The organism is Mycolicibacterium sp. SMGY-1XX (assembly GCF_059132455.1).
Map to the genome: position 1 here is coordinate 6474282 of NZ_CP101139.1, position 15410 is coordinate 6489691.

Below are 15410 nucleotides of genomic sequence, written 5' to 3' on the forward strand. Positions count from 1 at the left end.
ACCTCGAAAGCACCATGACTGCCACATCTTGTGACCTGCTGCCCTGCCCCACCGAACCCTGCGACCCTCGGCTGGTCGAATTGCTCGGCCTGCTCAGCCTCGAGGAGAAAGTACAACTGCTGACCGGACGCGACTTCTGGTCCACCCACGGCAACAGTCGAATCGGCCTGCGGCCCATCGTGTTCTCCGACGGGCCCGCCGGGATCCGGGGTCAGGTGTGGGACGAACGTGACCCGTCGGTGAGCCTGCCGTCGGGCTCGGCACTGGCGGCCAGCTGGGACCACGACATCGCGTACCGCTACGGTGAGGCGCTGGCCGGCGAGGCCCGGCGCAAGGGTGTCGACGTGGTGCTGGGTCCGACCATCAACATGCACCGGACCCCCGGCGGCGGCCGGCACTTCGAGTGCCTCAGTGAAGACCCGGTGCTCACCGGTGACCTGGCCGCGGCCTACGTCAAGGGAATTCAGTCACACGGTGTGGCCGCCACTCCGAAGCACTACCTGTGCAACGACTTCGAGACCGAGCGATACACCGTCGACGTGGTGGCCGACGAGCGGACCTTGCGCGAGGTGTACCTGCTGGCCTTCGAGAAGGCGGTGACCGAGGCCCACGCATGGCTGGTGATGAGCTCGTACAACGCCGTCAACGGTGCCACCGCCAGCGAGAACGACCTCCTGGAGACCCCGCTGAACTCCCAGTGGGGTTTCGACGGGGTGATGATCGGCGATTGGACCGGCGTTAGATCGCTCGAAAGTGCCCGGCATTCACAGGATCTGGCGATGCCCGGCCCCGACGGACCGTGGGGTGAGGCATTGGTGGCCGCGGTACGGGCCGGGACGGTCACGGAAGAGGCCGTGGACCGCAAGGTGCTGCGCCTGCTGCTGCTGGCGGCACGCCTGGGCCGGCTCGACGGGGTGGCCCCGGCGGTGCCGCCCGGTGCCACCGAGGTGGACGTCGAAGGGTTCGCCCGCACCGCCGCCACGGAGGCAGCAGTGCTGCTGGAGAACCGTTCGGTGCTGCCGGTCGATCCCACCGCGGTGCGGCGCATCACCGTCGTCGGCCATGGCGCCCGGCACCCCCGCATCCAGGGCGGCGGCAGCGCGACCGTCGTCCCCAGCCGGATCATCAGTCCCCTGGCGGGGATTCGAGCCGCCTTCCCCGACGCCGAGGTGCAGTTCTGCCACGGACCGCTGGTCGAGGACGGTATCGCGTTCCTGCCCCTGGACCAGCTCACCAACCCCGCCACCGGCCGACCCGGACTGCAGGTGCGCTTCCTCGACCGCGACGGCACCGAGCTGCACCGGGAGGACCGCCGCTCCACCAACCTGGTGTGGTTCGGCGGCAACGCCCCGATCCGGGCCGCCGCCTGCGTGGAGATCACCACCCGCTACCGGCCCGACACCACCGGAGGTCTTCGTCTGGGGGTCGGGGCCATCGGCCGGGTCGAGGTCGTCGCCGACGGCCGGACCGTGCTGGACCGCGACGTCGCCCCGGTGGGGACCGATCTCGGTGCGGCGCTGCTGGCCTCGCCCATCACCGAGGCGGTCATCGCCGGCGGCACCGACATCGCACTGACGTTGCGCATCCACCCGCCGGCCACCCGCGTCGGGATGCAGGACGCCCTCGGTGTGCGGTTCGGGCTGCTGCCGCCCGCGGTCGACGATGACGAGCTGATCGCCACAGCCGTTGCGGCGGCCGCCGATTCCGATCTGGTGGTGGTCGTGGTGGGCACCAACGCCGCGATGGAAGCCGAGGGCGACGACCGGACGGATCTGCGGCTGCCCGGCCGCCAAGACGATCTGGTGCGGGCATTGGCCGCCGCCAACCCGCGGACGGTGGCAGTGGTCAACGCCGGTGCGCCGGTGCTGTTGCCGTGGGCCGACCAGGTGGGCGCCGTGCTGCAGGTGTGGTTCCCCGGGCAGGAAGCCGGCTCGGCGCTGGGCGCTCTGCTCACCGGCGCCGCGGAACCGGGCGGCCGGTTGCCCACCACCTGGCCCGCGCGCCACGAAGACATCCCCATCCTGGCCATCGAACCGGTGGACGGTCAGGTGCATTACGACGAGGGCGTCCACGTCGGCTACCGCAACTGGCTTCGGCTCGATCGCCGGCCGGCCTACCCCTTCGGTCACGGCCAGGGATACACCACCTGGAGTGTCGGGGCCGTCGACGTCACGTCCACCGGAGTCGTCGGCGTCGAGCTCACCAATACCGGTGTGCGCGAGGGCAAGCAGGTGGTGCAGGTCTACGCGTCGCGTCCGGGTTCGGCCATCGACCGCCCCCGGTTGTGGCTGGCCGGGTTCACGGCCGCCCGGGTGCCTGCCGGTGAGACGGTGCGTGTCGAAGTCGAGGTACCGGCCCGTGCGTTTGCACACTGGGACGCGACGGCACACGGTTGGGCCTACGAATCCGGGGAGTTCGAGCTGCGCATCGGCTTCTCCTCGGCGGATCTACCCGCGGCCGCAACGATTCGGGTGGACTGAATGGGACAGAACGGGATGACCGGACTCGACGCCAAGGGCATGCGCCAGGCCAACGCCGGCGCACTGCTGAGCATCCTGCACAACGCGGCCGGTCCCATCTCGTTGGCGGCGTTGGCTTCTCACACGGGGTTGTCGCGCCGCACGGTCGAACTGATTCTCGGTGCCCTGGAGGATGACGGGTGGGTACGCGCGCCCGGCCAGGAGCTGCACTCCAGTGGCCGGGGCCGGCCCGCCCGGATGTTCGAGGTGCGGCCCGAAGCCGGCGCCGTCCTGGCCGTCGACGTGGAACACGACCGCTCGACCGTCCACGTCACCGACCTGCGGGGCCGGACGACCGGCAGGGCCGTCACCCTGATCTCCGGCGAGCCGGGTCGCGCCGACCGCATCGACCTGACCCGCCAAGCCATTGCCGATGTGCTCGACGAGGTCGGGCTCGGTCCGGACGATATCGGCGCCGTCACCGTCGCCACCCCCGGCAACGTCGACGACAACGGCATCGTCGCCGCCGACCTGTCCATGCGGGAATGGCGCGGGGTGAACCTGCGCGACGAACTGTGTGCCGAGTTCCGTTGCCCCGTCGTGGTGGAGAACAACGCCAAGCTCGCCATGCTGGCCGAGTTGTCGGAAGGCGCGGCCGTCGGTGCCGACCACATGGTGTGGTTGATGCTCGAGGGCGTGCACAACGGGATGGGCATCCTGGCCAACGGCCAGCCGTACCGCGGTGTGCAGGGCGCCGCCGGCGAGATCTTCTGGGCCAAGGTGCTGGGCCTCGACGCCATCGCGGACTCGCCGCTCAACGGTCTGGGCCGGTTGCAGAGCAAGCAGCGCCAGGCCACCGCGCAGGACCTGGTGCGCCGCGCCCAGCAGGGGGACGCCGCGGCCGTCGGGGTGGTCGACGAGTTCGCCTCCATCCTGGCCCGCGCGCTGTCCACCCTGTGCTGGGTGCTCGCCCCCCGCTACGTCGTCCTCGGGGGCACGCTCAGCCATGCGGTGGGCGAGCTGTTGGTGGACCGCGTGACCCACCATCTCGACGGTCAGGCACCGCCGTTCGTCGATGTCCGGTTGTCCCACCTGGGGCCCGACGCGGTGTTGCGCGGCGCCGTGCGCGCCGCGCTCGGCCGATTCGACTGGGCCACCCGGACCGCACTGTCCGTGGAGCTCGCGCATCGCTTCCGGGTCTGAACACCGCGCCGGGCACCTGTCTCGACGCGTGTCATATCGTGACGGTCATGGACTTCGCGATGTCGGCAAAAGCGCAGGACTACCACCAACGGCTCACCGCGTTCATGACCGAACACGTGATCCCCGCCGAGGCGGCCTACGACGCCTACCGGCACGAGAAAGGCCCCGGTGATTTCACCGTGCCGCCGGTGGTCGAGGAGTTGAAGAGCAAGGCGCGCGAGCAGGGACTGTGGAACCTGTTCCTGCCCGCGGTGTCGGGGCTGACCAACCTGGAGTACGCGCCGCTGGCCGAACTGTCCGGCTGGAGCATGGAGATCGGGCCCGAGGCGCTGAACTGCGCGGCACCCGATACCGGCAACATGGAGACCCTGCACCTGTTCGCCACCCCGGAACAGAGCAAGCAGTGGCTGGAACCGCTGCTGGCCGGTGAGATCCGCAGTGCGTTCTCCATGACCGAGCCCGCGGTGGCCTCCAGCGACGCCCGCAACATCCAGACCCAGATCGTGCGCGACGGTGACGACTACATCATCAACGGCCGCAAGTGGTGGACCTCCGGCGCCAACGATCCGCGCTGCAAGATCCTGATCGTGATGGGCCGCACCAACCCCGACGCGGCCAGCCACCAGCAGCAGTCGATGATCCTGGTGCCCGTCGACACCCCGGGTGTGCAGATCCTGCGCTCCACCAGCGTCTTCGGCTGGCAGGACCAGCACGGCCACGCCGAGATCGTCTACGACAACGTGCGGGTGCCCGCGTCGAACCTGTTGGGCGAGGAGGGATCCGGTTTCGCCATCGCGCAGGCTCGGCTGGGACCGGGCCGCATCCACCACTGCATGCGTGCCATCGGTGTGGCCGAGCGGGCGCTGGCGTTGATGGTGGACCGCGCCAACACCCGCATCGCGTTCGGCAAACCACTGGCCGAGCAGGGCATGGTGCAGCAGCAGATCGCCTTGTCGCGCAACGAGATCGACCAGGCCCGGCTGTTGTGTCAGAAGGCCGCGTGGACCATCGACCAGCACGGCAACAAAGAGGCCCGCAATCTGGTGGCCCAGATCAAGGCCGTCGCGCCGCAGATGGCCTGCAATGTGATCGACCGCGCCATCCAGGTGCACGGCGGCGCCGGCATCAGCGATGACACCGTGTTGGCCCGGATGTACGGCTGGCACCGCGCGATGCGCATCTTCGACGGCCCCGACGAGGTGCACATCCGGTCCATCGCCCGCGCCGAGATCGGCCGGGAGAAGAGCGCACTGGCCGCGGCGGTGACGCCGTGACACTGGGCGGCGCCTGGAACTTCCGCGACGTCACCGCGTCCACCGGGATCCGGCCAGGCCTGTTGTTCCGCTCCGGCGAGCTCAGCAACCTCGACGACTCAGGACGAAATCAGTTGCAGGCGTTGGGTATCGGCGACGTGGCCGATCTGCGGTCGGCGATCGAGGTGGACAAGCACGGCCCCGGTCTGGTGCCCGACGGAGTGCAGATCCACCTGCTGCCGTTCATCGACACCGTGGTCACCGACGGTGAGGCCCCGCACGAGCATGCCTTCCAGCGGTTGATGACCGAGAAGCCGTCCGACGAGTCCACCTCGTCCGCCGCGCGGCGATACATGGCCGAGGAGTACCGCGGTTTCGCGAAGTCACCGGGCGCGCGACGGGCCGTGCACCGGGTGATCACCCTGCTCGGCGAGCAGCGACCGGTGCTGGCGCACTGCTTCGCGGGCAAGGACCGCACCGGCTTCACCGTCGGCGTGGTGCTGCGGGCCGCCGGCGTCGATGCTGACGCGGTGATGGCCGACTACCTGGCCAGCAATGCCGCCTCCCCCCAGCTGCGCGAGCAGATCCTGGCGCGGGTGCGTGCCCGGTTCGACGGCGAGATCCCCGAGGAGATGGCCGAGCTGACCGAGACCCGGCTCTCCGATGATGTGCTGGGCGTGCGCGAGGAGTATCTGGACGCCGCTCTGCGCGTGCTGGACGACGAGCACGGTTCACTCGACGGGTACCTGGCCGCCGCGGGTGTCACGGCCACGGACCTCGACAAGCTGCGGGCGGCGCTGCGGTAGAGGGATTTGGGCGCGTTCGTAACCGCTGAGCGGTTACGAACGCGCCGAAATCACCAGAAGGCGACGGCACAGACCCAGACGACGGTCGAGGCAAGCGCGCCGACGAGTTCGACGCCGACGGACAGGGCCACCCCTTTGAGGGCGTGCACGGTCGACACCCAGGCGCGTGTCGAGTCCCGCCGGACACCGAGTTCGGCCAGGAACACCCCCAGCACGAAGCCCAGCACCAGCCCCAGCACCGGCACCACGAAGAACCCGATGACGCCCAGCACCGCGCCGGCCACCAGACTCTTCGTGCGTACATCGGCGCGGCGCATGCGTTTGACGGGCCAGGTGTACTTGATCACCTCGGCCGCGATGAACAGCGCCGCGACGATACCGAGGGTCACCCAGGCCACCGTGGTGCCCTCGACCCACGCCCACACCGCGATCGCGGCGAACACCAACAGCCCACCGGGGAGGATCGGCACGACGATGCCGGCCAGGCCGACGGCGATCGCCAGCGCGACGAGAACGACGCCTAGAGTGTCCATTCGCGATCCGTTCCCACGGTCGTAACCTACGGCTCGAGCACGAGCTTGCCCAACACCCCGCCCTCAGCGAGCGACTGCAGCGCGGCCGCGCCGTCGGCCAGCGGGAACCGCTGTGGCGGTGGCGGCCGCAGCCCGCCCGCCACCAGCTGAGCGATACCGGCGCCGATCTTGGCCTGCGCCCCGGGTGTCCGGTTGACGAACTCCCCGTAGCCGACGCCGAGCACCCCGACGTTGCGCAGCAGCAGGCGGTTCACCTTGACGGTCGGGATACCGCCGGCAGCAAAACCGATGACCAGCAGTCGTCCTTCGGTGGCGATCACCCGGATGGCGTCGTCGAAGGTCTGCCCACCCACCGGGTCGACCACCAGATCGGCACCGCGCCCGTCGGTGGCATCACGCACCGCCTGCGGCCAGCCCTCGGTCAGGGGTAGCACCACGTCGGCGCCCAGACCCTTCACGAAATCCATGGCGTGCGGGCGATGCACCATTGCGATGACCCGGGCGCCGAGCGCTTTGGCGATCTGCACCGCCGCGGTGCCCACCCCGCCCGCCGAGCCGAGCACCAGCACCGTCTCACCCAGCTGCAACGCGCCACGGCGGGCCAGCGCGAAATACATCGTGTAGTAGTTGCCCAGAAGCGCGGCGGCCTGGGCGTCGTCGATACCGTCGGCGGTGGGCACCACGCTGTCCGGGGACACCGCCACCTGCTCGGCGTAACCGCCCATCATGGTGAAGGCCGAAACCCGCTGCCCCACCGACAATCCCGAGGAGTCCGGGGCCGAGCGCACCACACCGGCCACTTCCATACCCGGGATGAACGGCGGAGGCAGCTTCAGCTGGTACTCCCCGCGGGTGAGCAGCAGATCCGGGAAGCAAACCCCGGCCGCGCGGACGTCGATCACCACATCGCCAGGGCCGCCGGTCACGTCGGGCACATCCGTGAAGGACACACCCGACGGGCCGGAAAGCTCCTGGACTACAACAGCTTTCATCTAGCGGAGGTTGAAAGCCGCTGCCTTGGCAGCAGACAGATCGGTGATCTCCGACCACTTCTCGGCGATGTCATCCACCGACGGCGGCGTCGAGAAGGTGATGCCGTCGTTCTGGAACAACGCGGTGCGCTGCACCTTGCCGCCACCGACGATGAAGATCGAGTCGGTGTCGGCCAGTTCCTCGGTGCACAGGTAGGCCACCACAGGGGCGACGAACTCCGGGGTCAGGTTCTTGAGCACCTCGGGCGGCAGGATGTCCTCGGTCATCCGGGTGGCGGCGATGGGGGCGATGGCGTTGGTCTTGATGTTGTACTTCGCGCCCTCCTGGGCCAGCGTGTTGATCAACCCGACCAGACCCAGTTTGGCGGCGCCGTAGTTGGCCTGCCCGAAGTTGCCGAACAGACCGCTGGTGGACGTCGCGACGACCACGCGGCCGAAGCTCTGTTCGCGGAAGTGCGGCCATGCCGCCCGGATCACGTTGTAGCCGCCGTACAGATGGACCTTGAGCACGGAGTCCCAGTTCTCGAAGGTCATCTTGTGGAAAGTGCCGTCACGCAGGATGCCTGCGTTGCTGACCACGCCGTCGATCTTGCCGAACTCGTCGAGGGCGGTCTTGATGATGTTCTCTGCGCCTTCGGGTTCGGCCACGGAGTCGTAGTTGGCGACGGCGCGACCGCCGGCCTCTTTGATCTCGTTGACCACCTGGTCGGCCATCGCGGAACCGGAGCCGGTGCCGTCACGCGAGCCGCCGAGGTCATTGACCACCACCGAGGCACCCTCACGGGCCAGCGTCAGCGCGTACTCACGTCCGAGCCCACCACCGGCACCGGTGACGACGACGACACGATCTGCAACTCCGGGCATGTGCTTCCTTTCTCCGACTGACACTCAGAAGATCTTGCGCGCCAACTTCCACGCCTTCTCTGTATACGGGGGGTAGATCACTGCGGATAAGTCGGGTCGGGTGGGTTTGGTCAGCACCGACTTGCGGTGGCTGAACTCCTCGAAGCCGAACTTGCCGTGGTAGGCGCCCATCCCGGACGGTCCCACCCCGCCGAAGGGCAGCTTGCTGGTGGTGAACTGGAACAGCAGCTGGTTGACCAGCATGCCGCCGGCCGGCACCTCCTTGATCACCTTCTCGCGGATGGCCTTGGACTTGGTGAACAGGTAGACGGCCAGCGGTTTGGGCCGGGCGTTGACGAAAGCGATTGCCTCGTCTTCGGATTCGACGGTCACCACCGGCAGGATGGGACCGAAGATCTCGTCACGCATCAACGGCTCGTCCAGGTCGGGATCGACGACGACGGTGGGCTGGATGCGCAGCTGGGTGGCGTCGGTGGCGCCGCCCACGGCGACGGTGCCCTTGGTGGCCGCCAGCGAGGTGGACAGCCGGTCGAAGTGGCGCTGGTTGACGATCCTCTTGCCGCTGGGGTTGTTCGCCTCGAACTCAGCCACCGCCTCGCCGATCTTGCTGACCAACCGGTCCCGGATGGTGGCATCAGCCAGCACATAGTCGGGCGCGATGCAGATCTGGCCGGAGTTGATCAGCTTGGTCCAGGCGATGCGCTTGGCCGCCACGTCGATATCGGCGTCGCGGGACACGATCACCGGGCTCTTGCCGCCGAGTTCCAGCGTCACCGGCGTCAGGTGGGGCGCGGCGCCCTCGTACACCCGGCGGCCGATGTCGGTTCCCCCGGTGAAGCAGAGCTTGTCGAAGCCCTGGGCGATGAGTTCCTGGCTGACGGCGCCGTCCCCCTCGACGACCACCACCGCTTCGCGATCCAGGTACCGGGGCACCAGTTCCGCCATCAGGGCCGACGACGCCGGCGCCACCTCCGACGGTTTGAGCACGACGGTGTTGCCCGCGGCGAGGGCGCCCACGGCCGGGCCCAGGGTCAAGGCGAACGGGAAGTTCCAGGCGCCGATGATCAGCACGGTGCCGTAGGGCTCGTACTCCACCCAGCCGCGGCCGGGCAGCTGCGAGAACTCCAGCAGCCGGTGTCTGCGTTTGGTCCACTTGCCGACGTTGCGGGCTGCGTCGCGGGCCTCGCTGGCGGTGCTGGCGACGTCGGCGAGCCAGGACTCGAAGGGGCTGCGGTCGAGGTCTTGAGCCAGCGCCTCGGCGATCCGGCCCTCGTTCTCGGTGACCAGCTTCTCCAGCGCTTTGAGCTGGGTGCGGCGCCATTCGATCGAGCGGGTTCGGCCCGAGGCGTAGACCTGGCGAAGGCCCGCGACGATCGCGGGTATGTCGGCGGGTGCGGAGGTGGCGGGCGCTACGGAATCGGTGGTCATCGCAGTCCTTCCTGACCGGCGGAAGCCTCATGGTAACCAACCACCCGGTTGGGCGACAGGGGGTCGCGCCGGACTGCGGCCGCGCCCGTCAGCCGCGTTCGGCCACCACGAACCGCGAGAACGAGTCGTCGCCGTCCTGCAACGGGACCTCGACCCAGCGCCCGAGCCGTTTCATCTCGTCCCGGGACTCGACGAACGTGGCACGCCAGCCGTGCGCGTTGAGCCAGTCGGCGAGATCTGCCCGGTCGGGTTCGTCGTAGGTGAGGTCCTGGATATCCGGCATCTGCGTCATCCCGAGCTTCTCGGCCACCCCGGAGAAGCGTTCGCGCATCTCCTCACGACGGTCGCTGGCCTGCGTGCGCATGGTCTCGGCCGCGATACGGCTCCCCGGTGCGCTGAGCGCCCCGATGTTCTCGAACAGCCGGTCCTGCGCCTCGGCCGGCAGGTACATCAGGAGCCCTTCGGCCAGCCAGGCCGTGGGCGCAGCGGGATCGAATCCCGCTGATTTCAGCGCCGCCGGCCAGTCGAAACGCAGATCGACGGGCACCTCGTGGCGGCCGGCGGTGGGCGTGACGCCGTGCTGGGCCAGCGTGTCGGCCTTGTACTGGAGCACCAACGGCTGGTCGATCTCGAAGACCTCGGTGCCCGCGGGCCACTCCAGCCGGTAGGCGCGGGAGTCCAGACCCGAAGCCAGGATGACGATCTGCCGGATCCCGGCGGCGGCCGCGTCGGCGTAGTAGGCGTCGAAGAAATGGGTGCGCACGGCCTGGTAGTTGCGCATGTGCGTGAAGATGACCGCCATGTCGGCGTCGATGTCGGCGAGCCTGGCGGTCAGTCCGCTGTCGAGGACGCTGTCCCAGACACCGGTGCCCGCGCCGTCGACCAGGATCCGCGCGTAGGGGTCACGGATCAGCGGGTCAGGCTGGTCGGTCTCGAAGGCCCGGGCGGCCGCCACCATGACGGCGGTGCTGCCCACACTGGTGGCGATGTCCCAGGTGTCATCGTGACTGCGCAGTGCACTCATCAGGAGGGTTCCTCGATCACGGGCCGGCGGGTTGCCGGCGTTCAGTGGCCATCGTAGCCAGATACTTAGGCCACCTAGCTGCCGAGCCCGTAGAGGTCAGACCTGGAACTCCCAGAGCTTCTGTTGCAGAAGGAGTTTCAGCTGATCGGTGATGCGGTCCAGACCGTCGTCGCCGCCGACGAAACCGGCGTAGAAGCCCATCCCCCACAGCACGGCGACCAGCATCTCCACCAGCGCCTGCACATCGGTGTCGGTGCGCAGTTCACCGGAGCTGATGGACTCGTTGACCGCCCACCTGACGAACTGCCGGGAGGTCTCCAGCGAATCGTTCGTCGCCTGGTTGAGCTCGGGATGGCGCTGCGATTCCAGCACCGCGGTGACCAGAAACGCCGCTGCCGACCGGTCCTTCTCGTCGGCCTGCACCGCCGCCGAGATGAAGGCCACCAGACGGTCCACCAACGAGGTCGCCGCCTGCGCGCGATCGGCGCCCGCGGTCACCACCAGACTGTTGGTCTGCTCGACGAGTTCTTGGTACAGCAGCCGCTTGCTCGCGAAGTAGTGGTTGATGGCAGGGCGGGTGAGATCGGCGCGGATCGCAATGGCCTGAAAGGTAGCTGCGTCATATCCGAGTTCACTGAACACCTGACGGGCTGCATGCAAAATTCGCTCCCGGGTTTCAGCAGCCTTCGCTGCCGGAGGACGACCGGGGCCCCTACTTGCGGTATGCGGCACGGTCAAATTGTGCCATAGGTCACTGGCTGACCTTTTCCCATATTCGCGACACGGAGTTGCGCGCCGATCTCGATCATCAAACTACGACCCCCTGAGATTCGTGAGCAGGCCCCGAATAAACGATTGTCGCACCGGCTCGAGACCGCCGCCATCACCACCGCCACCCCCGCGGTCGTGTCATCAAAACGTCACACTATCTGGCCCGATGCGGAAGTGCCGCCGAAAAGGCGCAACGTCGCGATCCGGCCGCCGCGACCGCTCGTCGCGACGAAAATCGCATACAAATGCCGAGGTGGACTACCGAATTTGCCAAATAATTCGCGCGTTGTGCGCTGGGGTATAAAACAGCCCGGCACCCTGTTTTAGGGTGGGGATTATGGCGACGGTTGTGACCAGAGAGGCCTACTTCAAGACGGGTATTGGAGTGCTGGCAGACCTGGGTTATGGGGGGCTCAAACTCGCCGAGGTGTGTAATCGGCTCGGAGTCACGACGGGCTCGTTCTATCACTACTTCAACAACTGGGCCGAGTACACCCATGAGTTGGTGGAGCACTGGCTGACCAGCTTCACCCGCGAGCGGGTCACCGCATTGACCGCCGAAACCGACCCGCACCGGCGCCTCGACCTGATGATCGAGATGGGCCTCGGACTGCCCTTCGATGCGTACGCCGCGGTTCGCGCCTGGAGTTCGGTGGATCCGCGCGTCCGCGCGGTCATCACCACACTCGATCAGATCCGCTACGACATGGTGCACTCGTCGGCGGTCGAGATCCTGGGCGACGAACGCCAGGCTGATGTGTTCGCCAAATGGGCGATCTATCTCCTGGTCGGCTACGAACAGTGCGCCCTGCCCCGCGATCTGGACGCGTTCACCTGGGTCGCCAAACAGCAGTTCCGCAGCGCTCTGGACAACGGCACCCTGGGGTCCGTGCCGGCCCCACGGCCCGACCGGACCTAGCCTCTACGGTTGAACCCATGAAGACCCCCGGCATGCTGCTGCGCCGGGCGCTGGACCGGGTCGAGAACCGCGATCCCGAGCTGGACGCTTTCCGGCGTGCGGCGCGCGCGGCGATGGTCATCCCGATCTCGGCCGGTATCGGCTTCGCGGTCGGCAACGGCCAGACACCGCTGTTCGCGATCTTCGGATCAATCGCACTGCTCATCGTGGTCGACTTCCCCGGGAACCGGGCGGGACGGGCGGTCTCCTACGCCGGACTGGCGGGCATCGGCGGGGTCCTGATCACGCTGGGCACTCTGGTGGCCCCGCATCCCTGGCTGGCGGTGGCGGCGATGTTCATCCTCGGTGTGGCGGTCACCTTCGCCGGCGTGCTCAGCACGTCGATCGCCGCGGGTCAGCGCGCAACCCTGCTGACGTTCGTGCTGCCCGCCTGCACTCCCGCCGGTCCCGTCGGGGAGCGGCTGCTCGGCTGGCTGATCGCGCTGGCGGTGTGTGTCCCGGCCGCCCTGTTCCTGCTGCCGCCCCGCCATCACGACGACCTGCGCCGCCACGCCGCCCGGGTGTGCGGGGCGCTGGCACACCACCTCGAAGGCCACGACGACCGCAGGGCCGTGAACCGGGCGATGAACGCGTTGTGGGCCAACTACGTCGGCAGCGATTTCCGGCCGGTCGGCCTGACCGCCGGCAGCAGGGCCCTGGTCCGGGTGATCGACGACCTGGAATGGCTCTGCGACCGGGTTCAGGAGGAGACGGCCGACAACCTCGGTGTGATGACCGAGCCCGCGGTGCGGGTACTGCGCGCTTCGGCACGGCTGCTGCGGATCGCGCGGGTGGCCGACCGGGCGCCGGCGCGGGCCGAACTCGACGACGCGCTGGCCGACCTGCGCGAGGTGGCCCAGGGCCGCTACCGCGAGGACATCGCCGAGATGCTGGACGGCGGCAGCGACTCCGAAGCCGTCGAGATCGGCCGGCGCCTGCTCACCCGCCGGACCTTCGGGGCGACGGTGGGCGCCACCGGCCGGGTGATCGCCACCGCGGCGGCCGCCGATGCGCGCCCGGTCCTGATGCGGGTGCTGGGCCGCCGGCTGCCCGAGATGGGCGCCTCGGTACGTGTGCTCTCGGAGGCCGAAGCCGTCGCCAACATCCCCTCCGGCTACCTCGCCACCCGCGCCGTCGTCGTCCGTAACAGCCTGCGCACGGGTCTGGGTCTGGCCCTGGCCGTCGCCACCACGCATGTGTTTCCCGTGGAGCACGGCTTCTGGGTGGTGCTGGCCGCGATGTCGGTGCTGCGCAGCAGCGCACTGACCACCGGCACCCGGGTGTTCCGCGCCGTGATGGGGACGGTGCTCGGGTTCGTCATCGGCGCCGTGCTCATCGAGCTGATCGGTGTCGAGCCCGCCGTCCTGTGGCCGGTGCTGCCCGTCGTCGCCTTCGTCGCCGCCTACGTTCCGGAAGTCGCCTCCTTCGCCGCCGGGCAGGCAGCGTTCACCATGCTGGTGCTGATCGTGTTCAACCTGATCGCACCCAGCGGCTGGGCGGTGGGCCTGGTCCGGATCGAGGACATCGTGGTGGGCGGCGTGGTGGGGTTCGTGGTGTCGATCCTGTTGTGGCCCCGCGGTTCCGGAACCGCCGTCACCAACGCGACCACCGCGGCGTTCGCGGTCGGCACCCGGTATCTGCAGGCCGCGGTCTCGCGCATCACCCAGGGCGGCGGTCGGCCCGCCGACCGAGACCGGGTGACGGAGCTGAGCTACCAGGCGCTCACGGCGTCACGCACCGTCGATGACGGTGTGCGCCAATATCTTTCCGAGAGTGGCGGCCCCACCGACACCCGTGGGCCGGTGGTGCGCCGCGCGAATCGCGCGATCCGGCTGCGCATCGCGGCAGACCTGATCGCCGATATCGCCACGGTCCCGGACCCGGGCGCGTATCCACGCGCCCGGGCGGTGCTCGACCGGCACACGGCCCTGGTGTGCGACCGGATGTCGGGCCGTACCGACAAGCCGATCGGCGACGAGCCCCTCACCGCGGATTTCGTCCTGGCGTTGCGCACCGAGGCCCCCGCGGAGGACCACCCCATCGCCAACGCGCTTCCCCTGGTGACGGTGGCCGCCAACCTCGGTGAGCTGGAACTGCTGTATCCGGTCAAACCCGATGCGGCATCAACGCATTCGGCGGTATGACGCCGAAGCGTCCGGCGTTGAAGTCCTCCACCGCCTGGATGAGTTCGGACTTGGAGTTCATCACGAAGGGCCCGTACTGGAAGACGGGTTCGCGGATGGGTTTACCACCGAGCAGCAGCACCTCGAGTGCGGGCCGGTTGGAGTCCTGCCCGGCATCGGCGCTCACCGAGATCCGGTCACCGGGCCCGAGAACGGCCAACTGGCCCTGCTGGATCGGGTTCTTCACCGGCCCCACCGTGCCTCGTCCGCTCAGCACGTAGACCAACGCGTTGAACTCGCGGTTCCACGGCAGGTTCAGCTCGGCGCCCGGCTCGATTGTCGCGTGCGCCAACGTGATCGGGGTGTGGGTCGCACCAGGACCGTGCTCCACCCCGTCTTCGGTCCTGATGTCGCCGGCGATGATGCGCACCAGCGCTCCGCCGTCAGCCGAGGACAGTAGGGCCGCCTGCTGCCCCTCGATGGACTGATACCTCGGCGCGGCGAACTTGTCCTTCTTGGGCAGGTTCACCCACAGCTGGATACCGTGGAAGACGCCGCCGCTCTCGACCAGCTCGGCGGGCGGGGTCTCGATGTGCAGGATCCCCGAGCCTGCGGTCATCCACTGCGTGGCGCCATCGGCGATCAGCCCGCCGCCGCCGTGGGAATCCTGGTGGGCGAAGCGCCCGTCGATCATGTAGGTGACGGTCTCGAACCCGCGGTGCGGGTGCCAGTCGGTGCCGCGGGGCTCACCGGGCTGGTATTCGATCTCGCCCATCTGATCCATGTGGACGAACGGATCGAGATCGGCGGCGCGCACACCGGCGAACGCGCGGACGACGGGGAAGCCCTCCCCTTCGTAGCCGCGGGGGCCAGTGGTGACCGACCGCACAGGGCGTTCGGTCTCCTCCGGCGACGGCGCGGACACGCGCGGCAAGGCCAACATGGTGGGCGTATCTACGGTGATGGCGGGCATATTCAAGCACCTCACTTGGGGTT

At 68.7% G+C, this 15410-nt stretch carries 13 protein-coding genes; 6 read left to right on the forward strand and 7 right to left on the reverse strand.

From position 1 onward, the window contains the following. Positions 1–14 precede the first annotated feature (14 nt). Genes NL241_RS30905 through NL241_RS30920 form a run of 4 tightly spaced genes read left to right on the forward strand, consistent with a single transcriptional unit; the run spans position 15 to position 5721 of the window. A complete protein-coding gene (locus NL241_RS30905) occupies positions 15–2480 on the forward strand; it encodes a beta-glucosidase family protein (RefSeq protein ID WP_494395960.1) in 2466 nt (821 codons plus the stop codon). After that, on the forward strand, positions 2481–3662 hold the full coding sequence (locus tag NL241_RS30910; RefSeq protein WP_494395961.1) for an ROK family protein: 1182 nt from the start codon (positions 2481–2483) through the stop codon (positions 3660–3662). A gap of 47 nt (positions 3663–3709) precedes the next feature. Continuing rightward, the gene (locus tag NL241_RS30915; protein WP_494395962.1) at positions 3710–4936 is read left to right on the forward strand and encodes an acyl-CoA dehydrogenase family protein; all 1227 of its coding nucleotides are present in this window, start codon (positions 3710–3712) and stop codon (positions 4934–4936) included. Continuing rightward, a complete protein-coding gene (locus NL241_RS30920) occupies positions 4933–5721 on the forward strand; it encodes a tyrosine-protein phosphatase (protein ID WP_494395963.1) in 789 nt (262 codons plus the stop codon). The genes NL241_RS30915 and NL241_RS30920 overlap by 4 nt, the downstream gene beginning before the upstream one ends. Positions 5722–5771: 50 nt before the next feature. Here NL241_RS30920 and NL241_RS30925 read toward each other — a convergent pair whose 3' ends face one another. The 6 genes from NL241_RS30925 to NL241_RS30950 all read right to left on the reverse strand — a co-directional run bounded on the left by NL241_RS30925 (position 5772) and on the right by NL241_RS30950 (position 11294). Then, positions 5772–6254 carry a DUF456 domain-containing protein gene (locus tag NL241_RS30925; protein WP_487693170.1) on the reverse strand — a complete coding sequence of 161 codons (483 nt, stop codon included), beginning with the start codon at positions 6252–6254 and terminating at the stop codon, positions 5772–5774. Between the two features lie 26 nt (positions 6255–6280). Beyond that, entirely contained in the window at positions 6281–7246 is a 966-nt protein-coding gene (locus NL241_RS30930) for an NADPH:quinone oxidoreductase family protein (RefSeq protein WP_494395964.1), read from the reverse strand. Beyond that, positions 7247–8110: an SDR family oxidoreductase gene (locus tag NL241_RS30935; protein WP_487693172.1), complete on the reverse strand. Its 864-nt coding sequence runs from the start codon at positions 8108–8110 to the stop codon at positions 7247–7249. Between the two features lie 24 nt (positions 8111–8134). Then, positions 8135–9538, reverse strand: a complete 1404-nt coding sequence (locus NL241_RS30940) for an aldehyde dehydrogenase family protein (RefSeq protein ID WP_487693174.1) — start codon at positions 9536–9538, stop codon at positions 8135–8137. An 88-nt stretch (positions 9539–9626) separates the two neighbouring features. Further along, on the reverse strand, positions 9627–10562 hold the full coding sequence (locus NL241_RS30945; protein WP_494395965.1) for a class I SAM-dependent methyltransferase: 936 nt from the start codon (positions 10560–10562) through the stop codon (positions 9627–9629). Between the two features lie 96 nt (positions 10563–10658). Beyond that, the gene (locus NL241_RS30950) at positions 10659–11294 is read right to left on the reverse strand and encodes a TetR/AcrR family transcriptional regulator (protein WP_487693176.1); all 636 of its coding nucleotides are present in this window, start codon (positions 11292–11294) and stop codon (positions 10659–10661) included. Positions 11295–11670: 376 nt separating this feature from the next. Between NL241_RS30950 and NL241_RS30955 the strand changes: the two genes are divergently transcribed. Both NL241_RS30955 and NL241_RS30960 read left to right on the forward strand, forming a co-directional pair. After that, the gene (locus NL241_RS30955) at positions 11671–12252 is read left to right on the forward strand and encodes a TetR/AcrR family transcriptional regulator (protein WP_487693177.1); all 582 of its coding nucleotides are present in this window, start codon (positions 11671–11673) and stop codon (positions 12250–12252) included. Between the two features lie 17 nt (positions 12253–12269). After that, positions 12270–14435: an FUSC family protein gene (locus tag NL241_RS30960; protein ID WP_487693178.1), complete on the forward strand. Its 2166-nt coding sequence runs from the start codon at positions 12270–12272 to the stop codon at positions 14433–14435. Here the strand turns inward: NL241_RS30960 and NL241_RS30965 are convergent. Continuing rightward, a complete protein-coding gene (locus tag NL241_RS30965) occupies positions 14398–15387 on the reverse strand; it encodes a pirin family protein (protein ID WP_487693179.1) in 990 nt (329 codons plus the stop codon). The genes NL241_RS30960 and NL241_RS30965 overlap by 38 nt on opposite strands. Positions 15388–15410: the final 23 nt, after the last annotated feature.